Annotated in this window: 17 protein-coding genes; 16 read left to right on the top strand and 1 reads right to left on the bottom strand. The window is 40.2% G+C overall.

Features of this window, described 5'->3' with window-relative positions; all coding sequences use genetic code 11:
• Positions 1 to 49: 49 nt before the first annotated feature.
• From QPK24_RS13925 to QPK24_RS13880, 10 genes are all read left to right on the top strand, one after another.
• Positions 50 to 649: a hypothetical protein gene (locus QPK24_RS13925; RefSeq protein WP_285742029.1), complete on the top strand. Its 600-nt coding sequence runs from the start codon at positions 50 to 52 to the stop codon at positions 647 to 649.
• Between the two features lie 85 nt (positions 650 to 734).
• Positions 735 to 1,271 (top strand): ferritin-like domain-containing protein, encoded by a 537-nt coding sequence (locus QPK24_RS13920; RefSeq protein ID WP_320416894.1) that lies wholly within the window; start codon positions 735 to 737, stop codon positions 1,269 to 1,271.
• Positions 1,272 to 1,426: 155 nt separating this feature from the next.
• Positions 1,427 to 2,050 (top strand): TetR/AcrR family transcriptional regulator, encoded by a 624-nt coding sequence (locus QPK24_RS13915; protein ID WP_285742027.1) that lies wholly within the window; start codon positions 1,427 to 1,429, stop codon positions 2,048 to 2,050.
• A 71-nt stretch (positions 2,051 to 2,121) separates the two neighbouring features.
• Positions 2,122 to 3,369, top strand: coding sequence for an MFS transporter (locus QPK24_RS13910; protein WP_285742025.1), 1,248 nt, complete (start codon positions 2,122 to 2,124; stop codon positions 3,367 to 3,369).
• A 33-nt stretch (positions 3,370 to 3,402) separates the two neighbouring features.
• The gene (locus QPK24_RS13905; protein WP_285742023.1) at positions 3,403 to 3,918 is read left to right on the top strand and encodes a hypothetical protein; all 516 of its coding nucleotides are present in this window, start codon (positions 3,403 to 3,405) and stop codon (positions 3,916 to 3,918) included.
• Positions 3,824 to 5,743 carry an ABC transporter permease gene (locus QPK24_RS13900; RefSeq protein WP_285742021.1) on the top strand — a complete coding sequence of 640 codons (1,920 nt, stop codon included), beginning with the start codon at positions 3,824 to 3,826 and terminating at the stop codon, positions 5,741 to 5,743. The genes QPK24_RS13905 and QPK24_RS13900 overlap by 95 nt, the downstream gene beginning before the upstream one ends.
• Before the next feature lie 14 nt (positions 5,744 to 5,757).
• Positions 5,758 to 6,522, top strand: coding sequence for an ABC transporter ATP-binding protein (locus QPK24_RS13895; RefSeq protein WP_285742019.1), 765 nt, complete (start codon positions 5,758 to 5,760; stop codon positions 6,520 to 6,522).
• A gap of 167 nt (positions 6,523 to 6,689) precedes the next feature.
• On the top strand, positions 6,690 to 8,147 hold the full coding sequence (locus QPK24_RS13890; protein ID WP_285742017.1) for a spore germination protein: 1,458 nt from the start codon (positions 6,690 to 6,692) through the stop codon (positions 8,145 to 8,147).
• Positions 8,148 to 8,162: 15 nt separating this feature from the next.
• Positions 8,163 to 9,287, top strand: a complete 1,125-nt coding sequence (locus QPK24_RS13885; RefSeq protein ID WP_285742014.1) for a GerAB/ArcD/ProY family transporter — start codon at positions 8,163 to 8,165, stop codon at positions 9,285 to 9,287.
• Entirely contained in the window at positions 9,287 to 10,435 is a 1,149-nt protein-coding gene (locus QPK24_RS13880; protein WP_285742012.1) for a Ger(x)C family spore germination protein, read from the top strand. The genes QPK24_RS13885 and QPK24_RS13880 overlap by 1 nt, the downstream gene beginning before the upstream one ends.
• A 51-nt stretch (positions 10,436 to 10,486) precedes the next feature.
• Here the strand turns inward: QPK24_RS13880 and QPK24_RS13875 are convergent, their stop codons facing one another.
• Entirely contained in the window at positions 10,487 to 11,320 is an 834-nt protein-coding gene (locus tag QPK24_RS13875) for a MurR/RpiR family transcriptional regulator (RefSeq protein WP_285742010.1), read from the bottom strand.
• A gap of 185 nt (positions 11,321 to 11,505) precedes the next feature.
• Between QPK24_RS13875 and QPK24_RS13870 the strand changes: the two genes are divergently transcribed.
• From QPK24_RS13870 to QPK24_RS13845, 6 genes are all read left to right on the top strand, one after another.
• Entirely contained in the window at positions 11,506 to 12,384 is an 879-nt protein-coding gene (locus tag QPK24_RS13870) for a DUF8171 family membrane protein (RefSeq protein WP_285742007.1), read from the top strand.
• Positions 12,377 to 14,167, top strand: coding sequence for an ABC transporter ATP-binding protein (locus QPK24_RS13865; RefSeq protein ID WP_285742005.1), 1,791 nt, complete (start codon positions 12,377 to 12,379; stop codon positions 14,165 to 14,167). Before QPK24_RS13870 ends, QPK24_RS13865 begins: the two co-directional genes overlap by 8 nt.
• Positions 14,128 to 14,961, top strand: coding sequence for an energy-coupling factor transporter transmembrane component T family protein (locus QPK24_RS13860; RefSeq protein WP_285742003.1), 834 nt, complete (start codon positions 14,128 to 14,130; stop codon positions 14,959 to 14,961). The genes QPK24_RS13865 and QPK24_RS13860 overlap by 40 nt, the downstream gene beginning before the upstream one ends.
• A gap of 35 nt (positions 14,962 to 14,996) precedes the next feature.
• Positions 14,997 to 15,791 (top strand): PHP-associated domain-containing protein, encoded by a 795-nt coding sequence (locus QPK24_RS13855; RefSeq protein ID WP_285742001.1) that lies wholly within the window; start codon positions 14,997 to 14,999, stop codon positions 15,789 to 15,791.
• 236 nt (positions 15,792 to 16,027) lie between these two features.
• Positions 16,028 to 16,414 carry a hypothetical protein gene (locus QPK24_RS13850; protein ID WP_285741999.1) on the top strand — a complete coding sequence of 129 codons (387 nt, stop codon included), beginning with the start codon at positions 16,028 to 16,030 and terminating at the stop codon, positions 16,412 to 16,414.
• A gap of 171 nt (positions 16,415 to 16,585) precedes the next feature.
• Positions 16,586 to 17,155, top strand: coding sequence for a biotin transporter BioY (locus QPK24_RS13845; protein WP_285741997.1), 570 nt, complete (start codon positions 16,586 to 16,588; stop codon positions 17,153 to 17,155).
• The last annotated feature ends 7 nt before the right edge of the window (positions 17,156 to 17,162 follow it).

Raw genomic sequence — 17,162 nt, 5'->3', positions numbered from 1 at the left:
AAGAAATAATATAAGGTCAACTTTTTCAGACAACAACAGGGGGAACAGCATGAAGAAGAAAAAGAAAATGATAGGTACGATTGGTGGACTGCTATTATTAGTTGCAGTTGTATTTGCTATGTACATACTCATAAAAGGGATGCCAAGTGAACAGAAGTTCAATGAAGATGGGGAAGTTACCATTCATTATCAAAGTACATATATTGACGCTGTGCCTGAAGATTTCAAGACAGCAACGAATGAGGAAATGGCTGAAAAGATGTTTGGCAGTCCTGATTTTTACAATAAAATGAGCGAACAAGATACATTAAAGCTAGATGCAACATTCTCGCCAAATGGAGAATTATATAAAGCGGAAGGGGAAGGTGTTTTAACGATATTTGGTAAGGAATACCCTTTTACGGTATCCAGTTCAGAGCTTGATATAGAAGCATTGCAATCAGGCGATCATCTAATCTGGGGCAATATTAGTGGAGGTTTCGTAGATGAAGGCGGAATAAAAAGAGAGATGATTCTAAGTTTAAGTACCGTCATCGAAACAGAAGAGGTATTTTACTATGCCACGCTCGGAGGAGTTGTAATTTCATTTGGTGATTTCGGATTCGAAACGAAAGAAATCAGGGATATTCTTTTGAAGAATCCAATCTAAACTTGGATATACGCAGGACATGGTACCGAAGCGCCCACTTCCGAATATATTGGAGTGAAAACCAAACGATACCGGAGGGGAACCCATGTATTACAATACGTATTATCCAGTAAGATATTGTTCAGTTACTCCAACTTCTTATTATCCTTCTTATGATCCATACGGGCAGATGCGTCAGGAAATGACTACTTATAAATCACTGGAAGAAGCGCTGGCTTTAATTAAAAAAGCGGTTAGCGGCGAACGTGAGGATGAGCTGTTTTACGATTACTTAATTTCAGAAGCGCCGTCCCAGGAAGAAAAAGAAGTCATTGAGAGTATTCGCAATGACGAGCGTAAGCATAATCAAATGTTCCGAAGAATCTATCAGGACCTTACAGGACAAACCATCACTACTCCAACTGATGTTGATTTCGAGAAACCAAATTCTTATATAGAAGGAGTAAAAAAAGCGCTGTTCGGAGAGCTTTCCGCAGTCGAACGCTACCGGAATATCAGAGCGGGAATGTCTAATCAGTATTATCGAGATATGGTTTATGAAATTATCACGGATGAACAAAAACATGCAGATAAATATAATTATCTCCTGAATTTGTATCTTAGTAAAATGATGAAAAAGTAAAATCAATCAAAAACATTGATTTAAATGGAACCGCGGAAAACTCTGCGGTTTTTTTGCGTTAATCTAGAAATTAAAATATTGACATAATATGGTTATTTTGTATAATCATTAGTAGACCGACCGTCAGTCAGTTATTTGAACAGGAGGCAGAATGGATGAGAGTCACAAAGGATCCGGAAGACCGTAGAAATGAAATCTTGGATACAGCTGAACAACTGTTTTTCACCAAAGGATACAGCAAAACTACCGTGAATGATATGTTGCAGGCTATTGGTATCGCCAAAGGTACATTTTATTATTACTTTACATCAAAGGAAGAAGTGATGGATGCGGTTGTGATGCGGTTTATCGAGACGGGAGTTATAGCTGCCAAGAAAATTGCGACGAATGAGGAGCTCACTGTCCACGAAAAATTGCTCCAGATCATTATGGCGCAAAAGCCAAATACCCCGAGCAAAAGGCAGATGATTGAAGAGTTTCATGAACCTGATAATGCACAGATCCATCAGAAAAGTCTCACGGAAACCATATTGCAATTAACACCTATTTTGACCGAAGTGATTGAGCAGGGAATCGAGCAAAAACTCTTTAGCACCCCTTATCCTCGTGAATCAATAGAGTTTCTGCTTAGTTCATCCCAGTTTTTGTTTGATGAAGGAATATTCAAATGGACACCTGAAGAAATGGTACAAAAGATCCAGGCTTTTATATATATTATGGAGTCGACACTAGGGGCAGAGAGAGGAAGTTTTTCTTATGTGTCCCAAATGTTTGAATAGATTTTTAATGCTGAAAGGTGGGGAGCTATCTGGAGACGCAGACACAGGTCAATAAATCTTTTGGGTATTTTATGGTACTGTGGGCTGGAGAATGGATATCCAGTATTGGCAGCGGTATGACAGCATTTGTGCTCGGTGTATATGTATACCAGATGACAGGAACGGCTAGTAGTGTGGCAATGGTCACGTTATGTGCTTTTCTCCCCATCATTATCCTTGGACCTGTTGGCGGAGTATTTGCAGATCGATTTGATCGACGTCTAATGATGATTATTGGCGATTTATTTTCTGCGTTTGGCCTACTATTTATACTTATCGTGATGTTGCTGGGTGAACCGGCGCTGTGGCAAATATGTATTGGAGTGATGTTTAGCTCCATGTTTGTCTCCTTGCTAGAACCTGCTTACAAAGCTACGATAACGGACCTACTAACGGAAGAACTGTTTGCTAAAGCTAGTGGACTTGTACAACTCGCCGGCGCCTCTAAATATCTTCTCTCCCCCATTATTGCCGGAATACTCCTCACAATTATGGATGTTAGCAAAATACTCGTCATCGACATTGCTACCTTTTTCATTACCCTCTTTGCTGTGTTCTTTGTAAAAAGAAATCTGCGTGTAATACAAAAAACGAGAATGAAAGTAACGTTTGTCAAAGACCTGAAAGATGGCTGGGATATCCTTATAGCTTCGCAAGGTGTTCTGCAGATTACGATCATTCTTTCCATTGTTACTTTTTATATGGGCCTTCTCCAGACACTATTTACTCCGATGCTCCTGCCTTATATGAATTCCAGAACCCTTGGTACCATTATGTCTCTAAGCGCATCCGGTATGCTGATCGGCAGCCTGATTATAGGTATATTTAATATAAAAAGAAACTACATCACTGTGCTAACCATAGGTCTTGGTTTTGCTGGCATCTTCTTTTCCCTATTAGGAATATCAACGAATATTTTCTTTCTATCCGTGTCCGGATTTATATTTTTTGCTGCGCTTCCTTTTATTAATACAAGTGCCGATGTGATGATTCGCAGAAAAATCTCTAGTGAAGCACAGGGAAGAGCATGGGGCATGATCGGAATACTTTCCCAGCTTGGTTATGTAGCGTCGTATGCACTTGCTGGAACTCTGGCGGACTTTGTATTTAATCCATTATTACGTGAAGGAGGACCCCTTGTTCCTGCTTTGGGTAATATTATTGGGACCGGGGAGGGACGAGGTACAGGATTATTGTTCATCATCTGCGGGTTCCTCATTGTGATCCTTTCTCTTATTATTCCACATATGAAATCGATCCGAGCACTAGAGAATATGTAGCTGATTTAAGAAGAAGGGGGAAGGTACCGATCTATGCTGCTGCACATCGTCAAGAGAGATTTTCAAAGAAATAAAATCATCACAACGATCTTATTTGTCTTTATTATGCTCTCGGCCTTGCTCATGGCTACTGCTTCACATGTCCTTATGGAACTAACGAGTTCGCTAAACAATTTGTTGTCGCTATCTAAAGCTCCTCATTTTGTACAAATGCATGCAGGGCCCATCGATGAAAAAGGGATCGAAGATTTCGTGAAGACCGATCCTCTTGTTAAGGAACAGCAGACGGTAGAGATGCTTAGAATGGACGGGTCAAATGTTTTTATAGGATCTTCAGAACAGCCCGAAGCTAATAGTGTGATGGATATCGGTTTTGTAAGGCAGAGCGGCTTCTTTCGATTTTTTATTGAATTTAGAGAATCAAGTTATTCAGGTGGCCCCAGGAGAGATTGCAGTGCCTATTTATTACATGCAGCAGAAGAACCTCAAACTTGGAGATATGGTCCTCATTCAAACAGAGCGTTTCAAACGAGAGTTTACAATTGTTGATTTTGTTCGTGATGCACAAATGAACTCCGCTATGGTCAGTTCAAAGCGTTTTGTCATAAGTAGAGAGGATTTTGCTGTACTTAAAGAAAATGGGGGAGATATAGAATACCTCATTGAATTTCGACTAACCGATCTTAGTAAACTGAGCGATTTTAGTAGTAACTACTTCTCATCCAATATGCCAAATAAGGGTCCTGCCATTGATTATTCATTAATCACTTTGTTGAACGCACTTACCGATGGAATGATAGCTATTGTCATTATTATTGTAAGTCTTCTATTAATGGTTATCGCTTTACTTTGCTTAAGACTTACCATTGCCGCAACGATGGAGGAGGATTATCAAGAGATTGGCGTCATGAAAGCTATAGGTCTACCTACCCTCGATATCAAACGAATCTATCTTGCAAAATATATTGTGATCTCCGCACTAGCAACGTTATGTGGGTATTTACTATCCTTATTAACCATGAATTTAGTCACCGCTAATATTAGCCTGTATTTAGGCGCAGTCACGAGAAGCTTGATTTCTTATGTCATTCCTTTTTTGGCTGTTGGTCTAACTTTCTGTATTGTTGTCTTTTCTTGCAGAGCCATGCTTAGAAAATTAAATCGAATATCAGCAGTAGAGTCCCTGAGGTCAAGTATTTCTATGAAGTCAAAAAATCCGATCGGAAGAGTACAGCTTAGCAGATATAAATATGTAGGAGTAAACGTTTTCCTCGGAATAGAGGATATCTTCAGACGAATCACCCTGTATACATTACTGTTTTTCGTTTATGCATTGAATGTATTTATTATTATGGTGCCGCTAGGTTTGTTGCATACGCTACAGATGCCTAGCTTCATTTCTTATTTAGGGGTAGGGCAGAGTGATATCCGTATTGACTTGCCGCAATCAGCCAACACTCTGCAACCATTTTCACAGATAACAACCGCGTTAAATAATGATCCCGACATAGAAAAATTCTCTCCACTAATCACCTCCCGCTATAAGATACAGAAAGATGAAGGGATTTGGGAGAGTGTAAACGTGGAAACAGGTGACTTTACGATTTTTCCTTTGTCTTATATGAGCGGATCAGCTCCAAAAGGGACTCATGAACTTGTGCTTTCTGCTCTTCTGGCTAAGGACTTGAACAAAAAGGTGAATGACACGCTTGTTATAAAAATAGGCGAGGGTCAAATGAAAATGAGGGTTAGTGGAATTTATCAAGATATAACGAATGGGGGTCGAACCGCGAAAGCACAAATACCTTATGATTCAAAAAATGTGATATGGCATGTCATCGCCTTAGATGTTAAACCAGATGTTTCCGTGGACGAGAAAGTAGATCAATTCACAGAAGCCTTTTATCCGGCGAAAATAACTCACCTAAAAAGCTACCTCACACAAACCTTAGGCAATACAATTAGACAACTCCAGGTTGTCACTATTTTTGCAATTGTTATTTCTTTGTCTATTACGGTTCTCGTTACGTCTTTATTTTTAAAAATGCTGTTAGCAAAGGAAGCGACTCAACTCGCGATGCTGAGAAGTCTCGGTTTTACAATCCGGGATATCCAAATTCAGTTTTTAATAAGAATGCTTTTCCTAGGAGGAATGGGGATTATTATTGGAACAGTAGGTACGGTTACTATTGGGCAGGGGCTTGTTCATGCAGCAGGTTCATTTATGGGGGCTCCAAAAATTAATTTAGAATTTAATCCATTCCTCACCTATGTTCTTTATCCGCTTTTTTTCTTAGCTATGATATCAATGACAAGTTTATTGAACACTCGCGCACAGAACAAACACAGTATTGCTGAACAAATTGCCAAGTGAAAAGGGGGGACGGTATGCTTATATTAGAAGCAAAGAAGCTAAACAAAACTTATGTAAATAGCCAAGGTTTTCGGCAATCCGTGTTACAAGATATTCACTTGCAGATTTGGTCTGGTGAGTTTGTTGCAATCATGGGTCCTTCCGGTTCTGGTAAATCAACCTTGCTTTATTCGATCAGCGGTATGGATAAAATAAGTTCGGGAAGTGTTATCTTTGAAGGGCAAGAAATTGCTGATCGGTCTGAGGAGGAATTGGCAGAAGTAAGGCTTACGAAGATGGGATTTATTTTTCAGCAGATGCACCTGCTAAAAAACTTGAATATTCGTGACAATATCATTTTGTCTGCATATCGTGCAAAGAAACTCAGCCGTAATACGATTAATAAAAGAGCTGATAAGTTAATGAGTAGAACAGGTATCTTATCTCTTGCAGATCGTGATATCACCCAGGTATCGGGTGGGCAATTACAGAGGGCTGCGATCTGCCGCGCACTTATCAATGAACCACTGATGGTGATCGGTGATGAGCCGACAGGTGCACTGAACTCTAAGTCTGCGGGCGAAATCATGGAGATTTTGAATGAGATAAATCAAGAAGGAACGACTATATTGCTTGCAACACATGATTCAAAAGTTGCGGCTAACGCGGAACGAATACTTTATATGCTGGATGGAAAGATAACTGCACAGCTGCACCTGGGCCAATATAATAAAGTGAATGGTATTTTGAAAAACCGGGAAGAACAAATCATAGCTTGGTTATATCAATTGGGATTTTAAGAGGCTGCGGAAAACTCCGCGGTTTTTTTGCGTTTACATGGAACTCATCTCAATGCAATGTCATGATTTATGAATGAATCGAAGATGATACGGACATATTATGTATGCTCCATAGTGGAGAATATTAGCTGTGGTGTAAAACGATGAGGGAAAAGGATAAAGCCATTATGTCAGATTATAGCAAGCAGATCGAAAAACAACTGAAGACGTTATTAAACGAAAGTGAAGGACTGATTACAAAGCCAGTCGGTGACAAAATCGCTATTTGTTTTATGTCTGGTATGGTGGACTGTGAGCAGATCAATCAGAATGTCATTGGAAAAATTATAGAGAAAACTCATTATGAGGACATTGATTCTGTTTCAGATCAGATTGCCATCGGCGATTGTAAAAAGTTTGAGCAAATGTCAGATGCAATCAAGAATCTGCTAAGCGGTTATGCTCTTGTTTTCATGGAAGGGAGCAGAGAAGGGATTCTTGTGAGTGTAGCTAATATTCCTGCTCGTTCACCGGCCAACGCTGAGAATGAAACCACCATTTATGGACCAATGATGGCATTTACCGAGTCCATGGGGAAAAATATTGCACTACTTCGTTCCTACATTACAAGTCCGAAGTTAATTCAAGAAGAAATTCAGTTAAATACAGAAACCAACACGGTAGCAACGATGCTTTATATCCAATCACCCGATGTCCTTCCGTTTATTGAGACGATCCGAAAGCGGATCGAAAGGCGGAAAGTAGCAGGTTTTTTTGGAAGTCCGTTATTACTGAAGCTTTTAACGGATAATAAATATTCACTTTTTCCAGAAATGTCATTAACCGAACGACCAGACCTTACCTCGCGCGCCTTATTAAAGGGGAAGGTTGTTGTCTTAATGGAAGGGAACTCTCAAGTTATTATTGGTCCTACCACATTTTTTGATTTCTTCTACTCGGTAGAAGATCGGTACAATACGTGGGGAATCGGAACATTCACTCGCTTATTAAGAGCGATTGCTTTTATTTTCTCGATTTTCCTCACACCGATGTATGTAGCTGCCTTAACATATCATTATGAAGTGATTCCTGTACCCTTGTTAGAGCCGCTAATCAGTACGAGAATAAGGGTTCCGTTTCCGCCGCTCTTAGAAGCATTGCTTATGGAAACATCCATTGAATTATTAAGAGAAGCAGGGGCGCGTCTGCCGACAAAAGTGGGACAAACCATGGGTATCGTAGGTGGTATCGTTATTGGTCAAGCTGCCGTTCAAGCAGGATTTACAAGCAATACACTCGTCATGCTCGTTGCCCTTGCCGCACTTGGTTCTTTTACGACACCAAACTATATGATGGGTTCTACCATTCGTTTTGTACGATTCCCAATGCTGATCGCTGCCGGGGCTTTAGGGTTAATAGGCATTGCTTTCTTTGCTATCTTCTTGTTGATTCATTTGCTGAAAATGACAAGTTATGGTAAACCATACCTGTATCCTCTCTATCCACCGGATACCAAAGGGATGCTTAATGCCACATTGATTACAAATTCTACACAGTTTGCATATCAAACGGATTTAACGAAAAGGAATGATTCTTCTTGGAGATCCAAATGGATGAAGAAGTTGAAATCTGACAATGATGATTGATCGGGAGGTAGAGCTATGAAGATTAATGTCTTTCCACCTAAAAATATGATGCTCCATGCATACCTTCTCTTCTTTATCATAACCAATACCCAGGTGGGGGTAGGGATATTTACTTTCCAGAGAATAGTATATGAAGCTTCCATGCGAGATGCATGGATCTCCGTTATTATTGCTGGGGTTGTTACCCATTTGATCATGTGGCTTATCGTCCGTACATTGCAGAAATATAAAACGGCTGATCTATTTGGCATTCATTACGACCTGTATGGCAAATGGATTGGTATGGTATTTAATTTGGTTTATATCGTGTACTACTTTCTCGTTACCTTTGCGGTGATGAGAAACTATGCTTCTGTAGTTCAGGCTTGGATATTTCCTGATATACCAACTTGGGTGCTGTTCATCTTAATCAGCTGTTTAGCATTTTATGCAGCGATGGGAGGAATAAGAGTCATTGCTGGCATATGTTTGTTTAGTTTTATAGCTACGGTGCTGACTCTCATCCTGTTTCATTCTTCGATACAGCATGCAATATGGACACAGCTGCTTCCTGTGTTTGATTCAAGCGCTTGGGACATAATGAACGGCGCAGTGAGAATGGGATTTAGTCTGGCAGGATTTGAGATTATTACGGTGGTTTATCCGTTTATACTGAATAAGAACCGAGTTATGTTACATTCACAACTCGCAGTTTTATTCAGTAACGTTCTATACCTTTTTATTATGGTTATATCGATCGGGTACTTTGCTCCAGATCAATTATTACGATCTCTCTGGCCGTCCCTAAATATGCTCAAAATCGTCGAGTATCCTTACCTGGAACGGCTGGAGTTTATCGTTATCTCCGTATGGATGTTAGTCATTCTTTCCGGAATCCTGTTAAATACATGGCTGATTACAAGAGGTTGTAAGAGAATGTGGAAGTTAAACCCAAAACCCATTTTAATCGCCGTGTTTTTTATCATTCTATTGATGTCGTTTGTATTCCATAAGCGTCTTGAAGTGAAAGATTTTATGATTCGACTTGAAGGAAGCAGCATCTTTTTTTCTTTTATTTACCCAGCATTGCTTTGTTGCATCGTGTTTATTGTATTTGCATGGCGTAAAAAGAAACAGCGAAAAGGAGGAGAACATACATAATGAAGCACCTGCGGATCCTGTTATTCCTACTCGTTATGTTTCTTCTTAGCGGCTGTCCTAAAGCAAATATACTAGAGCAGCAATCCCTTACCCTTGCTATTGGCTATGACGCAAAAGAAAATCATTCTTTTCAAGTAACGGCGACTCTATTAGAGTCGGAGGAGCATGCGGAAGATACCAGTCATATAGTCACGGTAGAAGCGGAGACAAGTAAATCTGCGCGGAGGAAACTCAATGAGAAGCTGCCGAATGAAATTGCAACAGGCCAAACAAGGGTCGTTTTATTAAATAAAGCGATCTTTGATCTAAAAATGTTGAATGAGGTTTATGTTTTAAGTCGGGATCCGTTTTTTGGAGATATGATTAAGATTGCGATCGTAGACGGTTCTACAGAAGATTTGTTAACACACCCGTATGAGAAATATAAGAATGTCGGGATGTCACTTAACAGTTTGCTTGATCATAATACGAAATTTAACTGGGTACCTGAGTTAACGCTTCACGATTTCACATATTTCAGGGACACGAATACATTAGATTTCGCAATCCCAACATTAAAAAGAGAAGGGGAGGAAATTGTAATCAACTCGCTCTCTTTGTTACATGGCGGGGACATCGTAGGAGAAGCATCCCCAAAAGAAGGTTTTTTTCTAAAAGCACTAAAAGGGAAAAGAACACCCTTTCTTTATGAAGCTATCATTAAGAAAAAAGATATGAAAAAAAGCGGAATGGATCAGTATTTCCTGACAGAATTCAATGATGAAAATACAGACGAAGTAAAAGTAGTGTTTAGTATTATTAAAAATAAAGGAAAAGTCAAATTAATAGACGAGGAATCGAGAACATTTGAGGCCTCTATAGATATGGATATTAACATTGAGGAAATATCTCAAGTGTATGATTTTAAACAGAATAAAGCCATTATTGCTTTGGAGAAACAATTAGACATAGAAGTAACTAAAGATCTGCAATCGTTTCTCGATAAGATTCGGAAAGTAAATTCCGATATTATTGGTTTTGGTGAGCTTTACCGAAGTCATGCGAAGGACGGCAAGTTTGTCGACGAGCAGTGGGGAGATATTTTTCCGAATACAAAGATTCAGGGAAAAGCACAAATTGATACAATCCGTACAGGAATAATTGAATAAGGACCACATGAAAAGGATGATTCCTTTATCGGGATGGTCCTTTTTTGTGTGTTATTGCCGAGGAAGTTTAGAAGCATAAGTAACTCTCATTTGCTGAAGATGAGTTAGTTTATCTACATGATGTTCCGGCAGGCTCATCCCAATATGTAAAATCAAATTTTCAATTACATACATAGGAGCGATCATCGAATGAAATTCCCAAACTTCGCCTCGCCCTGCATAAAGGACAAGATCAGCATGATCTAACCTAGGATAGATGAAACGATCTGTGATTAGGATGATACGGTAACGAGCCTCTTGCGCATGATCCATAATGACTTCAATTTCGGGCAGAAGGTGAACAAATCCAAATACGAGAATGACATCCTTCTCACTTGCATGCATAAGGGTCTCTAACAATTCGTGACCGCTCGGCGCCATCATTTGAATGCCTATTCCAAAACGACGTAACCGAAAAGCAAACAATTGTGCCAGCGAAATACAAGGCCCCGGGCTATATACATATACTTGTCTTGCTTGCTGAATCATGTCAGATGCGTCCTTTAACAGCTGAGGAGAAAGTCTCTTACTCGTCTCTTTTAAATGGTGCAAGCTGCTATTTAACAGCGTCTCCGGCAGGGAAAGTTCCTTCACTAGATTCATCGTTTCTTGAAGTTTCATCGCGGGTGATGTTTCCAGTCGAAATCGAAGTCTTGCTTTGAATTGTTTGGCATTTAGAAATCCAACCGCTTTCCAAAACCTCGACACCGAAGCGATACTTATTCCAAGTTCATCTGCTATTTCTTGTTCAGTCAAATAGAGCACACGCTGTTCATTACGCTGAATAAATTCTGCAAGCAATTTTTGATTTCTTGAAAATGTTTTCTTATTCCAATTCTCATACATGTTCATTTCACCCCGCAAAATATTCTATATCTCTACCTTACAGGTGAAATGTCATGTAAATATTTTTACATCATTAAAAATAATGAAAAAAAGTTAACACAGCATTGATAAAACTACCAAGTTGCGTTAATGCCTCCTTCCTATAATGAGATTATATTATGAGATGTTAAGGGAGGATTTTATTAATGAGTACGTTGTCTACACGCTATACACTGACACAATCTCAAAAAATGATGATTTTTGTACTGTCGATGTCCTTGTATGGCTTGTCTAACATGTTCACCGAGCTCATACCCAGCATCCAGCTGGGACCGATTGAATTGTCTGTTGAGTATTTTGCATTTATTCCACTCACCCTTTGTATGCTGTTTCATCCTCTTTATGCGGCGGTAGGTGCGTCTGTTGGAGAAATCATCTTCGGTGAGCTGATGCTGGGTCAATTCGGAGGAATTGGCGAAGTAGAAAAATTCATTACTTTCTCCCTTGCGATGTATACAGCTGGCCGAATGGTGTCTGATCCGACGAATAAACGGCAGATTGGGATCGCTGCAATGACAGGAGTCGCTATTCATCAATTGCTGAGTTCTATCGTCGATGTGGTTAAAGTATGGGTTGGGGTAGAGGAACTTGAAGCGGTTCAAGGGCTAGCTGAAAGTATTGTAATCATTGAAGGTGTTGGATTTCTTAACGATGTTTTATTCTCTGGTATTTTGTTTGCACTGCTGCCGACACTGTATCTAGTTCCACGTCTATATGGCAAAATCGAACCGCTTCTTGGAATGAGACCGCGCCACAAAGATACAAAGTATGAGATGTCTAATTGGCTTTCTCCTAAATTTATCATTATGGGCGTAGTACTTGCGCTCCTTGCCGTGGGTGCTGAAGTTATGTCCGAGACGGAATGGAGTTTTGGGGAATGGGAGCTTCCTTTTGCCGAATCTTCGGAAAATACACTGATCTGGGTCAGTATTGCAGCAGCTGCTGTCATCGCTATCGTCACGATTTCTATCCTTCGCAGTAAGGCTTCAAAATCTGCAAACAGGACGGATACGAAAAATGCGTGAGCCTTTAATTGAATTATCACATGTTTCTTTTACATATCCCGGGTCTGAGCAGCCTGTATTGAGTGATGTATCGTTAACAATGTACCCTGGAGATTTCACAGCGATTATTGGAAGTAACGGTTCAGGGAAGTCCACGCTTTGTAAACTATTTAATGGTCTGATTCCTCATTATTATACGGGAGATTACGTAGGAGAGTCCGTCATATGCGGGCAATCGTCTGAGACCAGCAGTGTTGCGGAACTATCGAGAAAGGTAGGATATGTATACCAAGATTTCGAGAATCAACTGGTTCGTCCGACCGTACTTGATGATGTCGTTTTTACCCCGCTCAACTACGGTTATGCTGACTATCAAGCTCGTGGTCAAAAAGCACTGATGATGATGGGGCTGTCTAATGTAAAAGATGAATTCATTTGGTCACTCAGCGGCGGACAAAAACATCTGCTCGCACTTGCGGGAGCGCTTGCTATGGATCCGGACATTTTAGTGATTGATGAGCCGATATCACAGCTTGATCCGCAGCATGCGAGGCATATCTATGATATTTTAAAACGCTTAAACGAAGATTACGGAAAAACCATTGTTGTCATCGAACATCATGCCGAATTTATCGCTGACTATTGTAAGGAAGTTGTTCTCATGGATCAAGGAAAGGTCGCTTGGAAGCGTCCAACTCGGGAAGCTCTATCCTCGGTAGAAACGTTACTTGGGCTTGGGATCTATCCGCCGCAAGTGACTCAAGCAGCATGGCTAGATTTGAAGAATCGCGGATCATTACCACAAGGCGGGACTTTACTTCCGGTTCATATCACAGAAGGAGAAAAGTGGTTTCAATCGCGCCAAGTAACCTTGACTCATGGAAACATAGAAAAACCACCAGTGGTCACAGAGCCCAGTATTCAAAAAAAAGTAGTTGTGGCAGAAGATGTTCGTTTATCATATCGCACCATTCATAAGAAGATGCACCCTGTACTGGATGGAGTGAATGTAACTTTGCACTCTGGTGAAGCCGTGGCGATTATCGGCAATAACGGTGCAGGGAAATCATCCTTACTTAAACTGATCGCAGGAATCGTAAAACCTACGGGCGGATACTTGAATGTGAATGGATTTTCGCTAAAAGGGATGAGCCCCGAGCGAATGGCAGGACATGTATCCTATGTATATCAGAACCCCGAAGAGATGTTTATTGAGGACTCTGTTGAAAAAGAAGTCGGTTATTATGTTCATGCCCACCGTTTGCCGGATGCGGAAGAACGTATTCAGAGCGTACTCGAAAGCTTCCGCCTTACTGGACTTAAGGACCGTGACGCAAGACTGCTCAGCGGGGGGCAGCAGCGGCGTGTAGCTTTAGCGATTGGAGCCGCTATACAGCCATCCATTATGCTCCTAGATGAACCAACAGCAAATTTGGATATTGCAACAAAGCAGGAGATGCTCAGTGTACTCTCTACTTTGAAATCACATGTTGAGACGGTCGCTATCGCAACTCACGATATGCAGCTTGTGGCGGAGTGGGCAAGCCGGATCATTGTGATGCATGAGGGGATTGTCATTGCGGACGGTACGAAGGAACAGATCTTTGAAGATGAGAGACTTCTTGTACGAGCGGGTCTGCTTCCTACGCAGCTCATGGAACTTAGCCGGTGTCTCGGATTGCCGAAAATTTGTTACTCGCTGGATGAATTCATTTCGTTTTACACACCTAGAGAACAATCTCAACGGAAAGGAGAGGATACCGCGTGGAAATCGTCAAAAAGACACTTGACCGCATCTCTGTAGAACGAATCAAGCTGGAATTACTCGGTACGGCTTATGGTAATTCCACCACATTTATCGGGCGGCTTGATCCGCGTACGCTTTTATCTTGGTATTTGTTTTTTGCCATCGTTCCCTGGTTTATTCATAACCGGACGATTCTAATCGGCATGTTCGTACTTATGGTAGGTATGACGGTGTTATCTCGGGTTAGTTCCATCCTTATATTCATATTATGTTTAGGACTGGCCGGTCAAGTAGGGTGGATGTTCTTATTCTCGATGCTGTTTGGAGGCGATTTAACTTCCCTCTTACCTCTCCTTACGTTAACGCTGAAGTTATCGGTGATTTCACTGGCCAGTATCGCTGTATTTTCAAGTATGGACCCGGAAAAATTAAGTGATGGCCTGTCCGCTCTCGGTGTACCGGATACATTCTCATTTAGTTTGTCATACGGGTACCGCATTCTACCTACTCTATTAGAAGAGTTTCATCAAATTCTGTTGTCTTTCCGTCTAAGAGGAAGGTCTCCCGATCGGCCTGGTTTTCTCTACATTCGGGTCATCATTTATTATCTGCGACTGACGGTGCTTTGTTTCTATCCGCTGATGTTAAATACGGCCAAACGTTCCAGAACCACGGTTGAAGCACTTGAAACACGAGGGTTCACCTATGGACTTAATAACCGTGAGGTGAAAAAGATGAGATTATCCTATCTTAAACTCGGCATGCTAGATTTGTATTTTATTGCATTTTCTATTCTTTATATCATCTGGTTGTTCTGGTTCGGTCTGAAATTCCCATCCATTTTGTATTAATTGATATCAACATACTTAGAAGGAGATGAAGTTACATGTTAATCGATTTACACACCCACGGAAAACTATCCAAACAATCCGATTTCTCACTGGATTATTTTCACGAAATGATGCAAGAAGCAAAATTGAACGGGTTAGATGCGGTAGCATTAACCGAACATTTTAATACAAAAAACTATGAAGCGATATATGAAGGACTTGATTCCGCCTTCCCTTATAATGGTCACTACTATGAAGCCCATGGGGTTCGGGTATTCCCAGGAATCGAAGTCGATATAAGAGAAACAGGACATATTCTGCTGATAGGGAAAAAGGAAAAGATCTTGGCCATTCGAACGGAGCTTGAACCATATACCTCGAAAGAAAACTTCATCCCATTTGCGCAGCTGTTAAAGCTTGCTGATACGTACCATCTATTAAAAATTGGAGGACATCCCTTCCGGGATTCAACTCCGCTGCATCAATTAAATAGAGAACTGCTCATTCAATTAGATGCACTGGATCTCAATGCAAAAGATTTATATAAACAAGGAGTAGAAGTGAATCGTCAGAAATTAGAACCGTTTGCTGAGGAGCTTGGTCTTCCCATTGTCGCAGGTAGCGATACTCATCAGTGTCTGCAATATGGAAGCGTTGTGAATCGTTTCAATGAACCCATTCATACGGTGGAAGATCTGAAGCAAGCAATTAAGAATCGTAGATATGAGATTGAAATCTCCGCAGCACTTGATATAAAAGTCAAAGCATCTGTGATGCTGAAGAAAGTACTTAAACAATTAAAAGGTGAACCGCCTTCCCGCGAAGAACTGGAGGAAGTATACACCAGCTAAATATGGTGAGTAAAATGGCAGGCTAACTAGAGTAAGTTAGCTGTCTACCAACTTGCCTAATCGAATTTGATTAGGCAGACTGCAGATCAACTAGCTTAACGAGTTGATCTGCAGTCTTTTTTATTTTTATATGTAGTAAAATACTTATGTAACTATGAACACAGTATAAACGTTAATAATTGAAATGAATGAAGTATTTTTCATTTAAATTAAAGTGATGATGAGGGGGTGTTGATGTGGCGTTTAGTTCATTGGTTATATTATTCATGTTCATCGTACTTATTCTTGCATTTCTGTTTGTACGATTGGTTAGAAAAAAGTTAGCTCCTACATTTGCAGGTTTCACCTTACGAACAAAGTACATATATTCCATCCTTGTGATCATCGTATTTCTTTACCAAATCAGTTTTCTACTTGTTTTTTTAACAGATCAATTATATAAGTTGACAGATCCATGGGCAGATCTATATTGGGGCAGCGCCGGAATATTGGGAATTATGTCTGGGATCGCAGGTGTTAATATGTCTTCGAAATTTGTTGTGCTCTGTTCCATTGTTCAAATGGTCTTAGGCATGTTACTGCTCATGTTATTTGTAATATCTGCTGGCATAACTTCAATGTAAATAGGAAAATAGATACCTTTATCGAAACCACAAGAGATTGTGGTTTTTTCTATTGTAAACCTATAATTATAATTTTAAGTTTACAATAATAAAATCTGAGGATATAATTCTATCATTAGATGTCGACGCTAATAGAATAATCGTTTTACAATGATACTTGGAGGTATTCACTTGAAGACAAAAGAAATGGTATTTGCCGCATTATTTGCAGCGTTCATAGGAGTATTAGGATTGATTCCACCCATTCCTTTAGGATTTATTCCTGTTCCAATCACTGCTCAAACTCTTGGTGTCATGCTGGCAGGATGTTTTTTAGGAAAGAAAACGGCTGGACTTAGTTTAATTTTATTTATCGTATTAGTTTCATTAGGTTTACCATTATTATCCGGCGGCCGGGGAGGTCTATCTGCTATAATTGGACCGGGGGCAGGATACATACTAAGCTGGCCCATTGCCGCATTCTGTATAGGGTTTATGACGGAAAAGGTATGGGGTAAGCTAAAAACATGGAAATTATTTATGATTAATTTTGTTTTTGGTGTCTTGCTTGTTAGTTTAATTGGTGCACCCGTTATGGCGCTCGTAACGAATACATCAATTTGGGCTGGCCTTATAGGAGCTCTGGCATTCATACCAGGAGATTGTATCAAAGCACTCATTGCAGCGATCGTTGCAGTTCAATTAAAAACCATCAGTCCCATTGAAGATAAAGTCCATCGATCCTTAAATACGGAAATTTAAGTCATAA

Source organism: Paenibacillus polygoni, assembly GCF_030263935.1.
Lineage (GTDB): Bacteria > Bacillota > Bacilli > Paenibacillales > Paenibacillaceae > Paenibacillus > Paenibacillus polygoni.
The sequence above is the reverse complement of the archived record's forward strand: the minus strand, read 5'-3'. Positions and strand labels throughout refer to the sequence as shown.

What these genes read in the sequence shown, in the direction of transcription:
- QPK24_RS13905 (WP_285742023.1), top strand. Translation starts at nt 3,403, where the DNA reads ATGCTGCTGCACATCGTCAAGAGAGATTTTCAAAGAAATAAAATCATC.
- QPK24_RS13875 (WP_285742010.1), bottom strand. Translation starts at nt 11,320, where the DNA reads ATGTATGAGAATTGGAATAAGAAAACATTTTCAAGAAATCAAAAATTG.
- QPK24_RS13870 (WP_285742007.1), top strand. Translation starts at nt 11,506, where the DNA reads ATGAGTACGTTGTCTACACGCTATACACTGACACAATCTCAAAAAATG.
- QPK24_RS13865 (WP_285742005.1), top strand. Translation starts at nt 12,377, where the DNA reads ATGCGTGAGCCTTTAATTGAATTATCACATGTTTCTTTTACATATCCC.
- QPK24_RS13915 (WP_285742027.1), top strand. Translation starts at nt 1,427, where the DNA reads ATGAGAGTCACAAAGGATCCGGAAGACCGTAGAAATGAAATCTTGGAT.
- QPK24_RS13890 (WP_285742017.1), top strand. Translation starts at nt 6,690, where the DNA reads ATGTCAGATTATAGCAAGCAGATCGAAAAACAACTGAAGACGTTATTA.
- QPK24_RS13920 (WP_320416894.1), top strand. Translation starts at nt 735, where the DNA reads ATGTATTACAATACGTATTATCCAGTAAGATATTGTTCAGTTACTCCA.
- QPK24_RS13855 (WP_285742001.1), top strand. Translation starts at nt 14,997, where the DNA reads ATGTTAATCGATTTACACACCCACGGAAAACTATCCAAACAATCCGAT.
- QPK24_RS13880 (WP_285742012.1), top strand. Translation starts at nt 9,287, where the DNA reads ATGAAGCACCTGCGGATCCTGTTATTCCTACTCGTTATGTTTCTTCTT.
- QPK24_RS13895 (WP_285742019.1), top strand. Translation starts at nt 5,758, where the DNA reads ATGCTTATATTAGAAGCAAAGAAGCTAAACAAAACTTATGTAAATAGC.
- QPK24_RS13910 (WP_285742025.1), top strand. Translation starts at nt 2,122, where the DNA reads ATGGTACTGTGGGCTGGAGAATGGATATCCAGTATTGGCAGCGGTATG.
- QPK24_RS13925 (WP_285742029.1), top strand. Translation starts at nt 50, where the DNA reads ATGAAGAAGAAAAAGAAAATGATAGGTACGATTGGTGGACTGCTATTA.
- QPK24_RS13885 (WP_285742014.1), top strand. Translation starts at nt 8,163, where the DNA reads ATGAAGATTAATGTCTTTCCACCTAAAAATATGATGCTCCATGCATAC.